We start from the raw sequence: 17,595 nt of genomic DNA on the forward strand, positions 1-17,595 counted from the left end.
GGTCAGGAAGCGTCCGCTGCCATCTCTACGTCGTGGGCGATCAGAGCAACCAGGGCGTTTTGCTGGCGATGGGACAGTTGACGGAAGCGTTGCAGCAGCTCGCGTTCATGCAGGGACAGTTCCGGGCTGTCCAGGCGCATGCTCAGCTCGTCTCCCAGTGCGCCTTCCTGGATAAGGCTCTGCTCCAGGCGGGCAATGATCTCGGAGTTCATGCTGCGGTGATGGTTACGCGCAACCTCGGCAATGCGCTCACGCATTCCGTCGGGTAGGCGGACGACGAATTTGTCTGCGGTGCGGCTTGAGTAAATAGCCTGTTTCATTGGGCGCATATAATTGACCGGTTTAGTTCAGGGGAAGCGGTTCTTGAAATTGGCCGCGCGATGAGACTACGACCATCATCACGGTCAAATGTTCAACCTGAATTGTGAATGAGGCCGTTATGATGCCTCATTGTCGCCGGTTCCTTGGCGTCAATTCTGTGACAAATATTGAACCGGGTGGAGGCTTTTTGCCAGTACCAATTATCAGAAATGAGTACTGGTTTGAAAAGTTTCGTGTTCGCCACTTACCCGATTCAGACACCTTATTACCTGCCATCAGCAACAGGCGAAAAGGTCATGGAAAGCGCCTAGAATGCGCGGGCTTTCCTATCTATGAGCATAGTGGCTATGCAGCATGACGCAAGGGGCGACGGCCCGTTGGCCGCCCACGCCAGGTTGATCTACCTGATGGGACCCTCCGGGTCTGGCAAGGACAGTGTGATTGATCACGCACGACCTGCGTTGCAGGCGTTGGGGGTGGCTGTCGCCCGACGCGTCATTACTCGTTCCGCCGAGGCGGTGGGCGAAGTGGCGCATAGTGTATCGCCATGGCAGTTCGCCACGCTACGTTCGAATGGGGCTTTCGCGCTGGATTGGCAGGCCAATGGCCTTTCGTACGGCATCCCTGTGGAGATCGATACCTGGCTCGCTGAAGGCCGGCCAGTGCTGGTCAACGGCTCCCGTGCCCACTTGCCGGCGGCGCGTGCGAAGTATCCTGACTTGGTGCCGATTCTTCTTACGGTGTCTGCTGAAGTCTTGAGAGAGCGATTGCTTCGTCGCGCGCGGGAAGGCGTCGAGGAAATCGAGGAGCGACTGGCGCGCAACCTGCGGATTGCAGGTCAGTTCGATGAGGGCATTTATCTGCTGGATAATTCGACAACGCTGGACGCTGCCGTGCAGCGCTTGGTCGCGATACTGCGAGAGGTGGAAATCGCCGCCGCTTAGAAGGAGAGCGTGTGTTCCGCGACCGGTGTAGCGGACTGCTGTGGCGTCTCACCCAGAACTGCACGGCTCGGCTGCATCGAGGTCTGGTAATTGACCGTGTCGACAGCGGTTGCCGAGGGCATGAGGTTCAACCCGATCACGGCCGTCAGGGCAAGGGCGTTCAAGGCGATGAGGACGTGATTCATGGCGTGGGTTCCAGGGCTGTGGGATCAATACATTCCATTGTGGTTGATCCAGCAGTTGTCGTGCCAATCGAAATTATTAAATTTTTCCTTTTAAATCAACTAGTTAGTTGTTATTTGGGGTGACGGTTTCGTGCATCCTGCAATAATGGCCTTATGCTTTATTGCAGAATGCACGATTGGTTACGTAAGCCTCGCGACGTCGGCAGGCAAAAAGCCCGATTCACGGCATGACAAATAACGCCCTGCTGGTTAACATGCACGCCTTCCGCCGCGCGGTGTCCGCTGCCGGCTTGTGTCCCAGTAGCTCAATTGGATAGAGCATCCCCCTCCTAAGGGGAAGGTTGGCCGTTCGAACCGGCCCTGGGACACCATATAAATCAAGGGTTTCGCCGGATTTACCTACCAAATCCGGATCGACGTACCAGCAGCGTACCAGCGCCAGCATAAAGAAAGGCCCCGCACTGATTGACCAGGCGGGGCCTTTTTTAATTCTGTCAGGCTGACAGATTTGAATTCCGCGCCACGTTTTCGTGATTCGCAAAACGTGGCGCGGGTTACTTCCCGGTCTTGCACATAAGCTCTATCCGCCGGCGGCGACTGTCGGGCAGTACGGCGGTGATCTCGTACAGCTTCACGCCTTCCCGGATACGCCAGCTCGACACCAGGTCATCACGATAGCGCAGGGTGATCTTATAAATGGTCTGGGCTTGGGGCGCCTGGGCGGCCATGAACTCCTTACCGCTGACACTTTCGATATCGACCCATTCCCGGCTGACCTCTACCCAGGTGCGGATAAAGCCACCCAGCTTGTCCTGAACGTCTACCGGCTTCTCAATCGACACCGGATAGCGCAGTTTCCCGGCCTGCATCACACCACACTCATCGAGCGGTACGGTGCCAGTAGTAGCGTGTACGCCGTGCCCTCGGTCAGCGTCCGGTCGCCCTGGCGTTCCCGGTTCTCGTACAGATCGCCCACCAGTAGCAGGACAGCGGCCTTGATTGAGGCGGGCATAGGGTCGGGCAAGTCATCGCCCAGGTACATGCTGACGTGCCCCTCGGCAGCGAGGATCAGCGACGTGATGTAGTCGTCTTCAAAGTCTTGATCGACGCGCAGGTGTAGCTTGGCTTCATCCAGGGTCACGGTGGTCATACGAAAAATACCTCGGTGTCGCTATCAAAGGGAGTCTCAGCCACCAGCGAGGCACCGAACGCCATTGCCAGGGCTTGCAGACCGTCAATCCGTCCAGTGCGGCGGCTCTTGTCCAGCTTGCGGTTGCCGCTTGGGTCTTTCACTGCCACGGCGTTGGCGGCACACAGGGTCAGGACTGGGTGGCCACCGTGGGCAATCCGGCCATTCAGCAGCTCGCCTTCCAGGGCATCGAGGGCGGGCGCCATATCTCGGAAGCCCTGGCCGTGCGGCACCAGTGGCAGTTCCAGGCCCAGGCGCTCCAGTTCCTTTTTCAGCACGTCGATGCGCCAGCGGTCATAGGCGATTGCAGCCACGTCGCAGTCGCTCAATATCTCGGCCAGATCGAGGGCGACGGCTTCCAGGTCCACGGTGGCGCCTGGCGTGGTGCGGATGAATCCTTGTCGCGCCCACACGTCATAGGAGGCCCGGTCTTTGCGGGAGCGGTCGAATATCCCCTGCTCAGGCGTCCAGAAGTACGGGCGAACCTGCCACACGCCCCCGGCCTTGCCGATCAGCACCAGGGCTGTCAGGTCAGTTCGGGCAGACAAGTCGAGACCGGCGTAAACCAGTCCCTCGAAAGGTTCTGGCTCGGCATCACACAAGGCCCACACGTCCGGGCTAATGAATGGGCTGTCCAGACTCACACGCTGGTTAAGCAGCAGGTTGCGGGCGCTGTTGCTCATGCTCGGCATCCGCTCGGCCTGTTGCATCTGCTCGCGTAGGTCAGTCTCGGAACGGAACAGGCCCAGTGCCGGGTTGGCTGCTTTCCACGCTTCCTCGTCCATCAGGTCGCAGCCCTCGGCGCCAGCGTAGAGCCGACACACGATGCGCGGGTCTTTACTGCGCAGGGCATCGTCGATCCACTGACTCAGCAGATCGGCGTCGTTGGCGGCCTGGGTGCTGATGGCGATCAGCAGGGGCGCTTCGTGGGCACCCTGGCTGGTGGTGATGGCGTCAACGAAGTCAGACTGTGAACCGCGTATCTGGCCGATCTCATCCAGGATAGCCAGCACTGGCGACAGGCCGTGTGCCGTCTTGCCATCGGCGGCGAGGGCGCGAAACTCGGTGTTCAGGTTCAGCCCCAGCAGACGTTTGCCGCTGGGCACGATGCGGACAATCTTCGTTAGGGCGGGCGACAGTTGCACCATTTTGCTTGCCAGGTTGAATACCAGGGCGGCTTGGTCACGGCTCATGGCACCCGATACGAGCTGGCTATTCTGTTTGGCCTCGGGGCCGACCAGGTGCGCCAGCAGCAGTCCGGCAATCAAGCCCGACTTACCATTCTTGCGTGCTACGGAAAGGATGGCCCGCCGTGTGCCCGCTGGGTTGTCGTACACGTCGCGCAGGAACTGGCGTTGGAACTCAGCCAGCAGCATAGGCTTGCCCACGTCCGCCCCTTCGGGAGTGACACAGAAGCGCTCGATAAAGGCGATGATCTTTTCAGCGCGGGTCACTGGAGCGTCTCCAAGGTTGGGATCAAGTCATCGTCAATGTGTTGTCGCGCTCCCCGCTCCAGGGCGGCGCCCTTGTGAATGTCCTGGGCCTTGCCCACGGTGGCGATGGTGGCGACCATCAGTTGTCGGCCAGTCGCCAGGGCACGGCGGGTCATCTTATCCAGCAGGTCACACGCGGGATTGATCTTGCCCTCCACCAGCATTCCGTCGCGCTCGATACTCTCCTGCAGGGTTTCCATATCGGCATACGCCCGTGCGAGGCTCCCGGCCAGCACCAGGTCGGCGTCGGTCCAGGTATCGCGTGGGCGAGCGGTCACGATGGCATTCCAGAAAGGCCGGTCGCAGTCGCGCAGCCGAACGTGGGCGGGCGGCTGGAGCGGGCCAAGCGCAACGGCCTGGCTGGCGGCTACAGCGGCCTTGGCACTGTCGGAGCGGGTACGGCGGTCGGTCGTTTTCATGGGTTTTCAGGCAGTTAGCGTTTAAAGAGCAGGGAGGGGGCGGTCCTATCAACGGCGGTTGCTGGTGATCTTTTGGCCGTGTTCCAGTGGTGGTTCGGATCGAGCGGGAATCCGTTCACGTCATGGCCTCGGGTCGTGCTCTTGCCCATGTCCTGAGCAGTCTTAACCGAGTGACACGAGTGGCACATACCGGCAAGATTCACTCGCCTGTTGTCATCACCATCGTTGTTGATGTGGTCCACGTCAGTGCTGGCTACATACAGCCCACGGGCCAGGCACCAGCGGCACAGTGGCTCTTCTGCCAGGACACACGCACGTAGGCTCTGCCACGCTGCGCTATTGAGTGGGACTACCCTGGCCTTCGGTTTGTACTTGCTCATTCTTTCTCTCCTTTGCCCTTGCCTTCATTGCTTCCAGTGGGGTGGGTGCTTCCTTGAGGCGGGGCGGTAGGGTCTTGAGGCGGGGTCTCTTTGTCATCGTCGATACCTTCAATGGTTGGTAGGTTCTCAATGCGGCGGGCCTCACTCTTGAGCATCCACCCGGTGCTGATAGCGCTCTCATAGAACTGGGCACGGTTGAGGCTGTCACCACGTAACAGACCCTCTACGTTGAACTCCACAAAGAACGCCGGGCTGGTCAGGCACACACGGTTGATGGCCTGCTCCCATGCCACCAGGTGGCGGCGCAATGTGTGGGTAACGAAGTACCGGCCCAGCTCCACAGCGTTGGAGTAGTTGGCCTCGCGCAGATCACCAATCAGCACAGGCGGTACACGGAACAGGCGGGCCACTTCCTCAACGGACAGGCGGCGTGCCTCGATCCACTCCGCATCCTCCAAGGTCATCGAGACAGTTTTGAAGGTGGCGCCCTGGGGCAGCACGCCGGTCTTGCCGTGGTTGGCCACCGACGAATAACCCTCAGACCACGACTCGCGAATCTCCCTGGCCTGTACCTTGGTGGTGCCGGGTTGAGTCTCGATCACACCCGACAACTTGGTGCCCTGTGCAAACATCATGGCGCCGTGGGTACGCTCGGCCAGTGCTAGGCCCACCGTCTCCCTGGCTACCTGAATAGGCGAGCGACCGAGAATGCCGTCATCGCTGTGATAGCGCAGGTGCAAGACTTCATCAGCCAACAGGCGCTTGGTCCGGCCTTCCTTGTTGGTGGTCTCATAGAGCAATGCCCCGGTGCTGGTGCGCAGGATCGACACGCCGTCAGGATGCAGGGGCAGCAGGGCTTCGACTCGACCAGCAGACGACCAAACAATCTCGGCGTAGGCATTGCCGCGCAGCAGAATATGGCGCTGCATCTGCTCCCGGAACTCCAGGGCGGTTTGGTAGTGGTTGGGCGCGTCATGCAGCAGGCGATACAGCGGGTGGGTCTTGGCCTTCTCCCGTCCGTCCTCGGTGTTGCGGTACACGTCGAGCGGCAGACTGCCCACGGTTTCGCTGATGGCTGCTACAGCGGCATACACGGCACTGATTGACTCGGCGCTGTTCACATTGACCGTCACGCCCGCCACGTTTTGGGCAGTGGCGAAACGGTCGTAATAGGTGTCAAAAGCAGGTGTGTTGTTGCGGGTTTCAAACATCCGGCCAAGCCACTTTTTCATCGGATGCACTCCAGGATTTCCAGATACCGGCGAGCGTTCGCCAGGGCGTGCATGGGCTTGCGGCTACGCACCGAGACGGTGGTGGTCAGATAGACGGGATTGGCGGTAATGGTGATTTCGTGCAGATCGACGGATTGCAAACTCCGCTGCTCGCCTTCCCATTGCTCAGTGACCGACACAAAGCCAAATGAGCATCCGTCCAGGTCGCCACGCTTGACCAGTTCGGCCACGTCACGGCCCAGGGTGGTGTCTGGTAGGTCCAGCTCAAAGGCCAGGCCCACGTCATCCTCTTTAAGGCGCAGGGTGCCCGCTCCGACACGGCCCAACAGGGCTGCATCGTCGTGTTCGTAAATCGCTCGGATGCTGGCGGCGGCAGGTCCTGCAAGGGAGCGCGTGAACGCCCCCGGCTGGATAACCTCAGTGAACCCACCAATGGCAGCAGGTTCACCGAAGCGGGCGGCGTAACCGTGCAGCGTCCGGCCCTTTTGCGCGATGCTGAAGGTACGCCGTTCCATGATTAAGCCCCGGTCGCTACGACGAAGCCTTGCGGGTGACGCACGGCGGTATCGACGGTCGCCATAGCGCGAACCTGCACACCGCCACGGCTGTAGGCCGGTTCAGCGAATGGGTTGACCAGGATGTCTACCTCGGACCAGACGCCCAGCAGCACTTGGGAGAAGTCGCCCAGGATCAGCTTTTTCTCCGGTACGTTCTTGCTGGTGGTCAGTGGCAGGTCAGCCAGGGTGCCGCCTTGGTACAGGAAGCCGCTACCGGAACCCACGACCTTTTCAGTACCGGCCAACAGGGTGCGGATGGTCGAGGTGGTCAGCCAGCGACCGTTGGCGATTTCCACGTCATCGAGCTTCTGGAGCATCGCCAGCACTTCAAGCCAGGTATCTGGCATGTCGGCGGTCTGGATGCCCAGGGTGTTCAGGATGCCGCGTGGTTCACCAGCAGCACCGGAGCCGTTGATAATGGCGCGGTCGATTTGCTTGGCGATCAGGAACGACAGATCCTCACGTACCAACTGCTCGATACCGGGCGACGATTGCTGCAAGAGCTGGCGGGACATTTCGGTCTTGCCGCCAACGTGCTTGGGTGTGAGGGTCACGCCGTCGAAAGACATTTGGCCCTCGGGCACCGGCTGACCTTCGGTGATCCAACCTGTTTCCAGGCCGCTACCGAACTTCGGAATGGACACGTTGCCCACCAGGCCGGACAGGACGCGAACGCCCAGAGCACGGGCCACCAGGCTTTCGCGCAGCGGGCCAATGTAGTCTTGGGCGCGATGGTCAGTGCCGATCAATTCAGGCGCGGTCACGGTGGTGTTGGCGCGCTTCTCCAGGCTCTTGAACGGAACGAATGCGCCCTCGGCTTTACGGCCACTGCGCTTTTCGGCTTCCTTGGCATATTCACCTTCGGCGCCGTCCAGGCTACGGCCTTCCATTTGGGCTTTCAAAACCTTGACCACCGACACCGAACCGGCCAGGCGGTCGAAGTCAGCAGAAGGGTTGCCCGATACCGGCTCACCAGCAGAACGACGCTCAAGGTCGCCCAGGTACTCGGCACGCTCGACTTGAGCGGCCAGGGTGCGCTCTTCAACCTTGAGGGCGTCGAACTGTTGGATTTCTTCGGCAGACAGGTCGCGGCTCTCCGCTGCGGCTTTGTCCACCAATGCTTTCATGCTGGCGACTTTGGTGGATCGCTGCTCACGAAGGGCGTTGAGTTTCATGGGGTAATTCCTATGGGATGAGGGTTTCTCAGGGCTCACCATAGGCGGGTTTTACTTGTCAAAACAGGGGCTTATCGTGCGTCAGGCATAGGCTTTGTCTACTTGTGTACGGTAGTGTCTGAGGGTACGAATGGGCCTATATCCTTTCTGACGAACGGTCATCCCAGCAGGTTGTCGATGATGCGATCACAGTCCTGTCGATGATCGGCACGACCGCTGATGCTCAGGTACCGCATCACAATCTTGGCTTCGTCCTTGTGCCGTGGCCGGATATGCGCCAGCAGCTCAAAGACAAACCAGTCGCGGGCCGATGCTTCACGGATCGGGTCGCCACAGTGGCGCGTGCATGCATTGCGCAGCCAGTAGAGCGCGCTCCAGTATTCCAACTCGTGGATGCAGTCGCTCAGGGTGTTTGGCATCAGATCCGGCTTGGCCTTGAACCTGTCGGCTACCTCGGCCTTATCCAAATCCCAGTCTCCCACGGGCTCCAAGCCATCAAGGGCTGTCTCACAGAACACTTCGGCATCGGTCAGGCTGAAAATCCTGTCACCGAAACGCGACCTGGCTTCTGTCTGCCTTCGGAGTTTTTCCACTGACGACTCGGCCAAGCTCTCAAGGTTGCCCAGGTCGAACGACGACAGGGCGGCGAACATGTTGTTGGGATGCTTCACCCTGAGCCAATCCCGATACCGTTCCTCAAGCTGCTTGAGCGGCGTCTTGATGCGCTTAGCCGCTTCCATGGCGACCTCGATGTGTCCAGGGTGGCCAGTGCCGATCACCTCGCGAAGCCACAGCAGGGCGTCAACGTCACGATCCCCGGTCACGCCTTGCTGCGGTGGCAGCTCTTGCACGGCTGGCGAGGTTCCGGCGCTGACCTGGATCGGTGGCAGGCAGAACAGCGCCCGGTGGGCCTCATTGTCTCGAAAGGCACCCGACCGGCTGACGATGGTCTTGACCGTGCCGAGGGGTATCCCGGTGATTTGGGAGACTTCCCGGAACGAGTGACGGCGGCGCAGATCGAGGATGCGGGTTCGCTGATCCTCTGAAACCCCCTGTTTCATTGTGTTCAAGGTGAAACCCCCTGTTTCATGGTTTGAACTTGGTCACGTTTTAAATCGGGCCAAGTTTGGCTTGATTGAAGGGTGCGATTTCAAACTCGACCCTTGCCTGGGGCACTACCCGAAAAGTGCAGTAGACCTTTCGGATTTCAAATCGCGAGGTGGTACATGTGTGATTTTCCCGTATGTAAAACCGGCGAATCACCGGCTTTCCGGGTATTTGGCCTGGAGGTACATACCCGGAATTAGGGTGATGTGGATCAGACCGAATCGTAGGCATCTAGCCACTCATCCACACTCTGCTCCTGGGGTGGCTTAGGGGTATCTATAGGGGTGTAAGGAAAGGTCTTGTAACCTTCCTCCCTTATTACCTTGTTTCCGTAGTTTGAAGCGCCCGTAGTTGGAATCGGCTGTAACCCTTGTGGCTCGTGGTCTGTAGCCAATTCCTTGTGCCCTGACTTTGTGCCCTCCTTGTGCCCTCCTTGTGCCTTGGTTGTGCCCTCCTTGTGCCCTGAGAGTGCCCGGCTAACCTCCTCTGCGGAGAGGGTCAGAGGCTGAAGTGTCTGCACATCAAAACGGTCATTACTAACCGCGCCAGCCATCAAAACAGTCGATAATTTGCCCATGCATTTGTAGAACCGTTGCAACCGGTCTGGCATCTGCAGGCCGGCGCTCAACCAGAACCTGTAGAAATTGCTGCGCTTACCGATACGGAACTGTCCCTTGGGTAGCAGCGCGCCAGCCTTGCCAGTGGCAGTGTTGCGCTGACGTGTCAGATCGGCGTTGAACACGGCGTAGACAGATTGGCCGGACAGCACCGAGACAAATTGAAGCGTGATACCGGCGCTCCGGGTTTTGCCGTAGTGCCCAGTCGAATAGCCTACGTACTCGAATGCATCCAGGCCCACCGACATAAGCACTTCACGGCAAATTCTGGCCCGGTTGGTACTGATCCACTCCGGCGGTACGGGCTTGCCGCTCGCCGGTTGAATGGCGAGCTGCCCACGCTCAATGCTCACCGCGTCTCCACGGCGAAGTAGTTTTGTGGCTAGGCATTCCATTCAGCGGCTCACAGTCAGGCGCAAAGGGGGTGCAAGAAAACTGCACCCCCCTCGCTTAAGGTCAGAGGATTGTCAGGCTGCGCGCTGCGTGCCACACTCTGCCCCGACATCACTTGCCTGTGCATTGTCCTGATCCTGGCAGCGCGCCAACGCTGCCCGGATCTCCTCCTCGTCAATCATCCCCAGCAATACCGCATCCAGAAGTGCCTTAGCGCTTTCCAGAGTGTTGAGTAGCATCCAGGCATAATTTCCTTCGATCTTGAGGTTCCCAAATCCGGCGTCGACGATCATGTCGAAAGTCGTGGAAAGGATCGTGGATGCCTCTTCCAGTGCATCATTTGCATCAACGCCTTCTGGTACTTGGAATGTGTGCTTGACCTGCCCGTTAACCGATCCGCACTTACGGAAAGGCATGCTTGCCGTTTCAGAGCACTTGAATACCTGAGCCTTCATGCTGGGTTCCCCTCGAAAAATTTGATTACCTGTTCAGCGCTCAGATCGAAGCGCTGACCTGCTTTGACGAAACACGTCTCCGCGTCTACCACCTGGAACCCACCACCACCGTTCACCGGCAGCCGTTTGGTGGAGCGGACGGCAATGCAGCCGTGTCGCACTGCTACCTCCCGCGCTTGCGCTTCAAGAGCGCGCTGTTGCTTGCTCATGGATTACCTCTACTCGATAAGCGCCCAGTCGGCGCAGTGGTTCCAGATCGGCCAGAAGGGCCGTTACTGGCAGTTGAAGCGTGCCTAGGACATTCCCGGCACGGTCGATGATGCGGACGCGCATCAGTTGGTTACCTGCGCCAGGCGCTGGAAAAGCCAAGCGGCCAGTGCGCTTTTGTTCTCTTCCCAACTTGTGCGCAGACGGTCGTAATGCGGGTCAGTTGGCTCTGCGGCCAGCCACACGACATACATCTGCTCGACGTTAGAAACCCACGCCAGCTCGTCCAATGAAAGGTTGATGTTCACCGTGCACCTTCCTTGGCTACGCGGTTGATGTAGGCGTCCAGGTTCTTGACCAGGATCAGGCGGCGGCGACCGAGCTTGAAGCTCTCGATTTCGCCGCGGGCTACGATCTCGTACAGCATCGAGCGGGCTACTCCGATCACTCGAGCGGCGTCATCAATGCCTAGGGCGAGAGCGGGTGTTTGGTGAGGGTGGGTCATTTCGTTCTCCATCTGGCCGGGATGGCCGATGGAGAATCCTATTATCAAGACGTACTGCACGTCAACTGCATTACAGTACGGACGAAATAGGACAGATAGACGGCATGCACTTCTACCGCTACCATTCCGCCATCGACGAATTGGATGCTGGAGGGAGAGGGTCATGGTGAAGAACAAGCCGAACCAAGGGGCAAGGAAGACCGAGACTCTGACTTTGCGACTTGACCCAAAGATCAAGTACACAATTGAGCTCATGGCGCGCATAAAACGCCAATCGATCACCAGCGTGATCGAGGCGGCGATTGAGTCAGCTGCATTTGATCTGGATACACCAGTATTGATGGAAGGAAAGCGCGAGACGTGGTCACTTGCCAATGCAGTTTCTGAGTTCTATACAACTGACGAAGCCGCAAAATTTATCAATTTGTGTGCATTCATGCCGGAGTTACTTACTTATGAAGAGCAGCGTATATGGGAAACGATAAAGGCAACTCCTGAATTTTGGGACGAGAATATAGAGAGCTACCTGGCCCCATATCATCTTAGAGGTTTAGGTTTTATAGATAAATTTAAAGTAGGCTCTTATTTCATGTCTCTTACACTTCATGTGGAAGAACATAAAGATAGCAGAACTATAGTGCCTTTTGATTTCGTCCGGCGATTGCCTAAATAAGCTCTACTGCCGCCGCTTTAATGTCTGGCGCGAGGTGGGCATATCTCAATGTCATTTTTATATCGGTGTGCCCCAGCAGATCGCGCACGGTGTTCAAGGGAACCCCAGCCATCACCAGGCGTGAAGCGAAGTCGTGACGCATGTCATGCCAGCGGAAGCCGGTGATGCACGCCTCTTTCAGCAGCTTCAACCAGGCGCTTTTAACGTCCTCCATCCGCCCGCCCTCCAGGCCAGGGAATACAAAGGATGATTCTCCGCCTTGATCTTTCCATGCCTTCAACGTATTGAAGGTTTCGGCGTTCATCGGTATATGGCGAGTCTCAGAAGTCTTTGCGGTATCGCCGCCGACGGTGATTGTTTTAGTCTGGAAGTTGACCATCGGCCAAGTCAGGCTAAATAGTTCGCCGCGCCTCATTCCAGTATTCAGAGACACCAGTACCATTGGCTTTAAATGGTCGATGAATGCCATTTCTTTCAGGTCCGGAAAAAGGACTCTATTGCGCTCGGCGCGCCATTGGTTTGCACTGTCACGCTCCAGGCATGCGCGATGCTCTCTAACTTCCAGTGCGTTTCTGAGGTTCTTGGCTTCGTCTTTCAATAAGTATCGAACCTGGCCCTTAGTGTCCACCTTCAACGGCTTGATCTTGTCCAGGGGCGAGGAGGGCAGATACTCCCAATCGACCGCCCTGGAGAACACGCCGCCGATCGAACCCATCTTGCGATTGGCCGTCGAGGGCTTGTTGCCAGCATTGAGCCAGCCGGTGCGCAGTAGCTCCAGATCGCGCCCGGTGATCGCGTCTAAGCGCTGAGGCATGATCATGTCGAAGTTGTTGTCGAGGTTGTAGAGCGTCTTTTCGTCGCCACGGTGGTGTGCCCGGAACCATGGCATGTACGTGTCATCGATGAACTGGCGCAGGCTGGGGGTTGCTGACCCCCGTCTATCCCGTGTGACCGCCAGCGGCTCCCCATGCTCGTGAGCGTCCGCGAGGTATCGGGCAGCCTCGGTTCTCGCCTGGGCAAGCGTGAGAGTGCCTACACGGCCCAGGGATCGTTCCCGGTTGCGTGCCCACGAAACCATGTAGGCCATATGGCCGGTTGGCTGTACCCTGATGAAGAAGCCAGGCTGATCGGTATCGAACACCCGATAGTGCTTTTCCTCAGGCTTGAGGCTGTTGATTAGCTTCTGTGTGATCTTGGCTTTCATGTCCGTACCAGCAATGTACCAGCAGAAAGCACAATATCAGCCAGATTGACCGGATACAACCATACGGTAACTACCTGATTTATAAGGTAAGTGTATGATTGCTAAAGGTTATTTTCTACCCTCCTAAGGGGAAGGTTGGCCGTTCGAACCGGCCCTGGGACACCATCTCGATTTCACTCCTCCGGCTCAACCGCATTCACCTTGTCCAACTGAGCAGTCATCCGGTGCAGAAAACCGATGAGTGTTTCCACCTCTGTTTCTGTCAGATCCCCCAGCAACAAGCGCTCCCGCTCCAGCGCGGTAACCAGTACCCGATCATGCAGTTCACGTCCCGCAGTCGTGAGCGAGACGGTATAGCGACGCGCATCCTTTGCATCCACCTCAGTCGATACGTGCCCATCCCGTTCGAGCGTTTGCAGCGCCCGGCTGATGGCGCTCTTGTCCAGCCCGATGACCTGAACCATGCGGTTGGCGCTGATGTTGTTTTCAACCGCGAGCATCGCCAGCAGCCGCCATTCGACGATGCCAATCCCGAAATGCTTGCGGTAGCAGGCTGAGGCGCCGCTCGACATTTTGTTGGTCAGGAAGGTCAGCAGCGCCGGTACGTAGCGATCCAGATTCAGTGGCGTTTGTGGCATGGCAGGAAAGGTACCTGTGCAGTGCAGTGAAATGAAATTAGTTGACACCGCAACTAAAATGGCTAGGATGAAAATCACCTGAGAATTACGCGTCCGCATCATAAGCGCACGCGACACTACAACAAAAACCAGAGGTTCCGTGTCATGACTCGCCTGTGCCCTTCGTTCCTGCCTGATCCGTAAACCCCGCTCTCTCGCCGGTGTGCCCGGCATTTCCATACTCATTTTCAAACACTGCATAACCGTGGTGAGGGCAGGCTCATGCTCGAAGTTTGTGTGTCACAGAAAATCATCGAAGCCGACGGCGTTTGCAGCTTCGAACTGCTCGCCGCGAATGGGGCCGCGTTGCCCGCGTTCACGGCGGGTTCGCATGTCGATGTTCACGTTGCGCCAGGTGTGGTTCGGCAGTACTCGCTGTGCAATTCCCCTGAGGAGCAAGGTCGTTACGTGATTGCCGTGCTCTTTGAGGCCGAATCGCGTGGTGGATCAAGGGGCATGCACCTGGAGGTGGGGCAGGGTGCCCGGCTCACAATCGGCACGCCCAGAAACCTGTTTGACCTCGATCTGACAGGGCAGCGCTATCTATTGTTCGCGGGCGGCATCGGTATCACGCCGATCCTGGCAATGGCCCATGCCCTGATTGCCGCCGGCAAGGATTTCGAACTGCATTATTGCGGGCGTTCGGCGCAGCGCCTGGCCTTTGTTGAATTACTGAGCTGCGCACCTTTCAGTCACCACCTCCGGCTGCATGTGGACGACGGTCCTGTCGAGCAACGGTTCAACGCGGCGCAGGTGCTCGCGTGCCCTTCGGCGGGTGACCAGCTTTACGTTTGCGGCCCCGCGGGTTTCATGGCGCATGTGCAGTCCACGGCCCAGTCCTGCGGCTGGAGCGATCAGCAGATCCATCGCGAGGACTTCGCCGCACCGCCCCAGGTGCTTGAAGGCGACCGTGCTTTTGAAGTTGAACTCGCGCGTTCCGGTCGTGTGATCACCATTCCTGCCCGGCAGACCGTTCTTGAGGCGCTGCTGGAAAACGCCATCGAAATTGAAAGCTCCTGTGAGCAGGGCATCTGCGGCGCCTGCATGACAGGGGTGCTGGCGGGTGAGCCTGACCATCGCGATCAGTTCATGACTGCTGCGGAACACGCCCGCAATGACCGTTTCACCCCTTGCTGCTCCCGCTCGAACAGTCCGCGCCTGGTGCTGGACCTGTGAACCCCAACAAGAAACTGATGAAGGAGATCGTTATGAGTGCATCGCATGCTCAGGCCCTTGCCTATGAGGTTGGCGCGACTGCCGAAGAGCCGAAGTTCCCGCTGAACCAATGGTACGTCGCCGGGTTTGCCTGGGAGCTCAAGGACAAACCGCTTGGCCGGACCTTGCTGGGCAAGCCGGTGGTGCTTTTCCGCACCGCTGATGGCAAGGCCGCCGCACTGGAGGATCGCTGCTGTCACCGGGCGCTTCCGCTGTCCAGCGGGACGCTGGAGGAACAAGGCCTGCGTTGCGGTTATCACGGCCTTTTGTTCGACGCCATGGGGCAGTGTCTTGAAGTGCCGGGCCAGGCGAAGGTTCCGAGCAAGGCCAGGGTCCTGGCGTATCCCGTTCAAGAGCGCGACCAGATTATCTGGATCTGGTTCGGCAGTGCCTCGCAGCCACAGCCAACCAACGAGCCACCGGCTTACGAGGTTCACAGCAGCGGTGAGTACGTCTTCGAAGGCGGCATCTATCACTACGATGCGCCGTATCAACTGATCCACGACAACCTGCTGGACCTGAGCCACCTGGGCTACGTGCACCTGCGGACCATCGGCGGCAACGCCAGCGTGCACATGAATGCGCAGATGCGGGTCGACAGCGATGACACCTCGGTGAGAGTGGTCCGCCATATGCCCGGGTCGCAGCCGCCACCGACCTACAGCGCGGCGTATCCCTTCAAGGACAAGGTCGATCGCTGGCAGGAGATCGAGTTTCTGGTCACGCACCTGCGCATCTGGACCGGCGCGGTTGATGCCGGAACAGAGGCCCTCGACGACCCGCGTCGTGGCGGTTTCCACATGCGCGGTTTCCATGGCGTGACACCAGAAACCGAGACCACCAGCCACTACTTCTGGACCATTGCGACCAACCCCAAAAGCAATGTCGAAGCGATCAAAGCCAAGGTTGTAGAGCAGACCGAGATGACGTTCGACGAAGACAAGGTGGTGATCGAGGCCCAGTACAAGAACATGCTCGGTTTCGGTCCTCGGCCGATGATCGATATCCATGTGGATGTCGGTGCCAACCGCGCACGCAAGATCATCGAGCAGCTACGCCAGGCGTCTGCCTGATGGGGATCGACCCGCACAGGATGCCCGGTTCGGGTTGATCCGCGTCCCTGGCTGTCGATCAGATGTGGCATTGACCGGCAGCCATCCACGCTCGGCGATCCAGGCCGGGCCCTTGCGTTGCACACATAAGAAAAACAAGAAGGTCTCCAATGCAAATCTCATGTTCCCTCCATCGCAGGGTGATTACGGTCGCCCGCAACAATCCCGTCGTCTCTCGTAACCGGGAGGCAAAACCATGAATCAGCCTATCGCCGAACAACTGGACAGCAAGGACATGTACCGCTTCCAGTGGCTGGTCGTTTCCCTGTGTTTTCTGATCAACATGCTCGATGGGTTCGATGTGCTGGTCATGGCGTTTACCGCGTCCTCGGTGTCCAGTGAATGGGGGCTCAGCGGGATCGAAATAGGCTATCTACTGAGTGCCGGGCTGGTCGGAATGGCACTCGGCTCGCTGTTCATCGCGCCTTGGGCCGACCGCTTTGGGCGTCGTCCGTTGATCCTGCTGTGTATCTCGGTCGCAGGTATGGGAATGCTGGCTTCGTCCCAGGCATCGTCGGTGACCATGCTGGGTGCGCTGCGCTTGCTCACCGGGCTGGGAATCGGTGGCATCCTGGCGAGCAGCTATGTGATCGCCGGCGAGTACGCCAACAAGAAATGGCGAAGCCTGGCCATCAGCCTGCAATCCACGGCTTACGCACTGGGCGCCACGCTAGGCGGGATCTTCGCTGCGCAGATCATTCCTGATGCAGGCTGGCGCTCGGTGTTCCTGTATGGCGGCATCGCCACATTGCTGACGTTGCCGGTACTGTATTTCCTGCTGCCTGAGTCCATCGCCTACTTGCTGGCACGCCAGCCCCGTGATGGGTTGAGCAGGGTCAACCGGCTACTGCGCCGCACCGGTATCGAACCGGTCGAGGATCTGCCAAAGCCTGCTGCGCTTGCCCTGGCTTCGTCAGGCTTCACGGCGCTTTTCTCGAAACAGCTGTTGCGTTCGACCTTGCTGGTCTGGGCGGGCTTTTTCCTGGTCATGTTCGGCTTTTACTTCGTCATGAGCTGGACGCCCAAGCTGCTGGTTTCCGCAGGGCTGTCCAATCAGCAGGGCATCACCGGCGGGGTGCTGCTGAATCTCGGCGGTATCGTCGGAACGTCCCTGATCGGGCTGCTGGCGGCGCGGTATCGACTGTCCCGGGTCCTGATGAGCTACCTGATACTCAACGCGCTGTTGCTTGCGGTCTTCGTTCACTTCACCGCCATCCTCAACGTGGCATTTGTCCTGGTGCTGATGATCGGTGTGCTGGTGAATGGCTGTGTCGCCGGTCTTTACGCGCTTACCCCCGGCATCTACGGGCCGGAACAGCGCGTCACGGCGCTCGGCTGGGGAATCGGCGTGGGCAGGATCGGGGCCATCTTGTCTCCCCTGGTGGCGGGCGGACTGATCGACGCCCATTGGCAGCCAGCCGACCTCTACCTTCTGTTCGCCAGCGCATTCCTTGTCGCGGCCATTGCCGTGTGGCTGATGCACAGGCGTTCGCCGCAACCGGCTGTGCACCCGCTCGCCTCCTGAGTCCATCACC

22 protein-coding genes and 1 tRNA gene are annotated in these 17,595 nt (G+C 58.7%); 6 read left to right on the forward strand and 17 right to left on the reverse strand.

Annotated features, from left to right (window positions below; all coding sequences use genetic code 11):
• Positions 1–2: 2 nt before the first annotated feature.
• Positions 3–329, reverse strand: coding sequence for an Arc family DNA-binding protein (locus HWV67_RS12310; RefSeq protein WP_003254499.1), 327 nt, complete (start codon positions 327–329; stop codon positions 3–5).
• 339 nt (positions 330–668) lie between these two features.
• On the opposite strand from HWV67_RS12310, the gene phnN reads away from it, so the two are divergent.
• Positions 669–1,265 carry a phosphonate metabolism protein/1,5-bisphosphokinase (PRPP-forming) PhnN gene (gene phnN / locus HWV67_RS12315; protein WP_175651421.1) on the forward strand — a complete coding sequence of 199 codons (597 nt, stop codon included), beginning with the start codon at positions 669–671 and terminating at the stop codon, positions 1,263–1,265.
• On the opposite strand, the gene HWV67_RS12320 is transcribed toward phnN, so the two are convergent.
• The gene (locus HWV67_RS12320) at positions 1,262–1,450 is read right to left on the reverse strand and encodes a hypothetical protein (RefSeq protein WP_175651422.1); all 189 of its coding nucleotides are present in this window, start codon (positions 1,448–1,450) and stop codon (positions 1,262–1,264) included. The genes phnN and HWV67_RS12320 overlap by 4 nt on opposite strands.
• Before the next feature lie 294 nt (positions 1,451–1,744).
• On the opposite strand from HWV67_RS12320, the gene HWV67_RS12325 reads away from it, so the two are divergent.
• A tRNA-Arg gene (locus HWV67_RS12325) sits at positions 1,745–1,821 on the forward strand.
• 183 nt (positions 1,822–2,004) lie between these two features.
• Here HWV67_RS12325 and HWV67_RS12330 read toward each other — a convergent pair.
• From HWV67_RS12330 to HWV67_RS12390, 13 genes are all read right to left on the reverse strand, one after another.
• Positions 2,005–2,319, reverse strand: a complete 315-nt coding sequence (locus HWV67_RS12330) for a phage head closure protein (RefSeq protein ID WP_175651423.1) — start codon at positions 2,317–2,319, stop codon at positions 2,005–2,007.
• Positions 2,319–2,600 (reverse strand): head-tail connector protein, encoded by a 282-nt coding sequence (locus HWV67_RS12335; protein ID WP_175651424.1) that lies wholly within the window; start codon positions 2,598–2,600, stop codon positions 2,319–2,321. Before HWV67_RS12335 ends, HWV67_RS12330 begins: the two co-directional genes overlap by 1 nt.
• The gene (locus HWV67_RS12340; RefSeq protein WP_071552399.1) at positions 2,597–4,093 is read right to left on the reverse strand and encodes a terminase large subunit; all 1,497 of its coding nucleotides are present in this window, start codon (positions 4,091–4,093) and stop codon (positions 2,597–2,599) included. The genes HWV67_RS12335 and HWV67_RS12340 overlap by 4 nt, the downstream gene beginning before the upstream one ends.
• Positions 4,090–4,551, reverse strand: a complete 462-nt coding sequence (locus HWV67_RS12345; RefSeq protein WP_175651425.1) for a TerS protein — start codon at positions 4,549–4,551, stop codon at positions 4,090–4,092. Before HWV67_RS12345 ends, HWV67_RS12340 begins: the two co-directional genes overlap by 4 nt.
• A gap of 376 nt (positions 4,552–4,927) precedes the next feature.
• Complete coding sequence (locus tag HWV67_RS12350; protein ID WP_175651426.1) at positions 4,928–6,163, reverse strand: phage portal protein; 1,236 nt, start codon at positions 6,161–6,163, stop codon at positions 4,928–4,930.
• Positions 6,160–6,678 carry an HK97 family phage prohead protease gene (locus HWV67_RS12355; protein WP_169900650.1) on the reverse strand — a complete coding sequence of 173 codons (519 nt, stop codon included), beginning with the start codon at positions 6,676–6,678 and terminating at the stop codon, positions 6,160–6,162. Before HWV67_RS12355 ends, HWV67_RS12350 begins: the two co-directional genes overlap by 4 nt.
• A gap of 2 nt (positions 6,679–6,680) precedes the next feature.
• The gene (locus HWV67_RS12360) at positions 6,681–7,895 is read right to left on the reverse strand and encodes a phage major capsid protein (protein WP_175651427.1); all 1,215 of its coding nucleotides are present in this window, start codon (positions 7,893–7,895) and stop codon (positions 6,681–6,683) included.
• 158 nt (positions 7,896–8,053) lie between these two features.
• On the reverse strand, positions 8,054–8,956 hold the full coding sequence (locus HWV67_RS12365) for a hypothetical protein (protein ID WP_175651933.1): 903 nt from the start codon (positions 8,954–8,956) through the stop codon (positions 8,054–8,056).
• Positions 8,957–9,213: 257 nt separating this feature from the next.
• A complete protein-coding gene (locus tag HWV67_RS12370; RefSeq protein WP_256680103.1) occupies positions 9,214–9,972 on the reverse strand; it encodes a hypothetical protein in 759 nt (252 codons plus the stop codon).
• A gap of 114 nt (positions 9,973–10,086) precedes the next feature.
• Positions 10,087–10,467, reverse strand: a complete 381-nt coding sequence (locus tag HWV67_RS12375; protein ID WP_175651429.1) for a DUF3077 domain-containing protein — start codon at positions 10,465–10,467, stop codon at positions 10,087–10,089.
• On the reverse strand, positions 10,464–10,676 hold the full coding sequence (locus HWV67_RS12380; RefSeq protein WP_175651430.1) for a hypothetical protein: 213 nt from the start codon (positions 10,674–10,676) through the stop codon (positions 10,464–10,466). Before HWV67_RS12380 ends, HWV67_RS12375 begins: the two co-directional genes overlap by 4 nt.
• A 123-nt stretch (positions 10,677–10,799) precedes the next feature.
• A complete protein-coding gene (locus HWV67_RS12385; protein WP_175651431.1) occupies positions 10,800–10,982 on the reverse strand; it encodes a hypothetical protein in 183 nt (60 codons plus the stop codon).
• On the reverse strand, positions 10,979–11,179 hold the full coding sequence (locus HWV67_RS12390) for a helix-turn-helix domain-containing protein (RefSeq protein ID WP_175651432.1): 201 nt from the start codon (positions 11,177–11,179) through the stop codon (positions 10,979–10,981). Before HWV67_RS12390 ends, HWV67_RS12385 begins: the two co-directional genes overlap by 4 nt.
• Before the next feature lie 163 nt (positions 11,180–11,342).
• Here HWV67_RS12390 and HWV67_RS12395 point away from each other — a divergent pair, with 163 nt between their 5' ends.
• Positions 11,343–11,852, forward strand: a complete 510-nt coding sequence (locus HWV67_RS12395) for a hypothetical protein (protein WP_169900661.1) — start codon at positions 11,343–11,345, stop codon at positions 11,850–11,852.
• On the opposite strand, the gene HWV67_RS12400 is transcribed toward HWV67_RS12395, so the two are convergent.
• A complete protein-coding gene (locus HWV67_RS12400) occupies positions 11,845–13,056 on the reverse strand; it encodes a tyrosine-type recombinase/integrase (protein WP_175651433.1) in 1,212 nt (403 codons plus the stop codon). The genes HWV67_RS12395 and HWV67_RS12400 overlap by 8 nt on opposite strands.
• A 173-nt stretch (positions 13,057–13,229) precedes the next feature.
• Positions 13,230–13,919, reverse strand: a complete 690-nt coding sequence (locus HWV67_RS12405; protein ID WP_306167779.1) for a MarR family winged helix-turn-helix transcriptional regulator — start codon at positions 13,917–13,919, stop codon at positions 13,230–13,232.
• A 36-nt stretch (positions 13,920–13,955) separates the two neighbouring features.
• On the opposite strand from HWV67_RS12405, the gene HWV67_RS12410 reads away from it, so the two are divergent.
• From HWV67_RS12410 to HWV67_RS12420, 3 genes are all read left to right on the forward strand, one after another.
• A complete protein-coding gene (locus HWV67_RS12410; RefSeq protein ID WP_175651434.1) occupies positions 13,956–14,909 on the forward strand; it encodes a PDR/VanB family oxidoreductase in 954 nt (317 codons plus the stop codon).
• 32 nt (positions 14,910–14,941) lie between these two features.
• Positions 14,942–16,021, forward strand: a complete 1,080-nt coding sequence (locus HWV67_RS12415) for an aromatic ring-hydroxylating dioxygenase subunit alpha (protein WP_175651435.1) — start codon at positions 14,942–14,944, stop codon at positions 16,019–16,021.
• Positions 16,022–16,256: 235 nt separating this feature from the next.
• Positions 16,257–17,585 carry an MFS transporter gene (locus HWV67_RS12420; RefSeq protein WP_175651436.1) on the forward strand — a complete coding sequence of 443 codons (1,329 nt, stop codon included), beginning with the start codon at positions 16,257–16,259 and terminating at the stop codon, positions 17,583–17,585.
• Positions 17,586–17,595: the final 10 nt, after the last annotated feature.

The sequence above is a fragment of the Pseudomonas sp. Marseille-P9899 genome, assembly GCF_903166565.1.
GTDB classification, from domain to species: Bacteria; Pseudomonadota; Gammaproteobacteria; order Pseudomonadales; family Pseudomonadaceae; genus Aquipseudomonas; species Aquipseudomonas huaxiensis.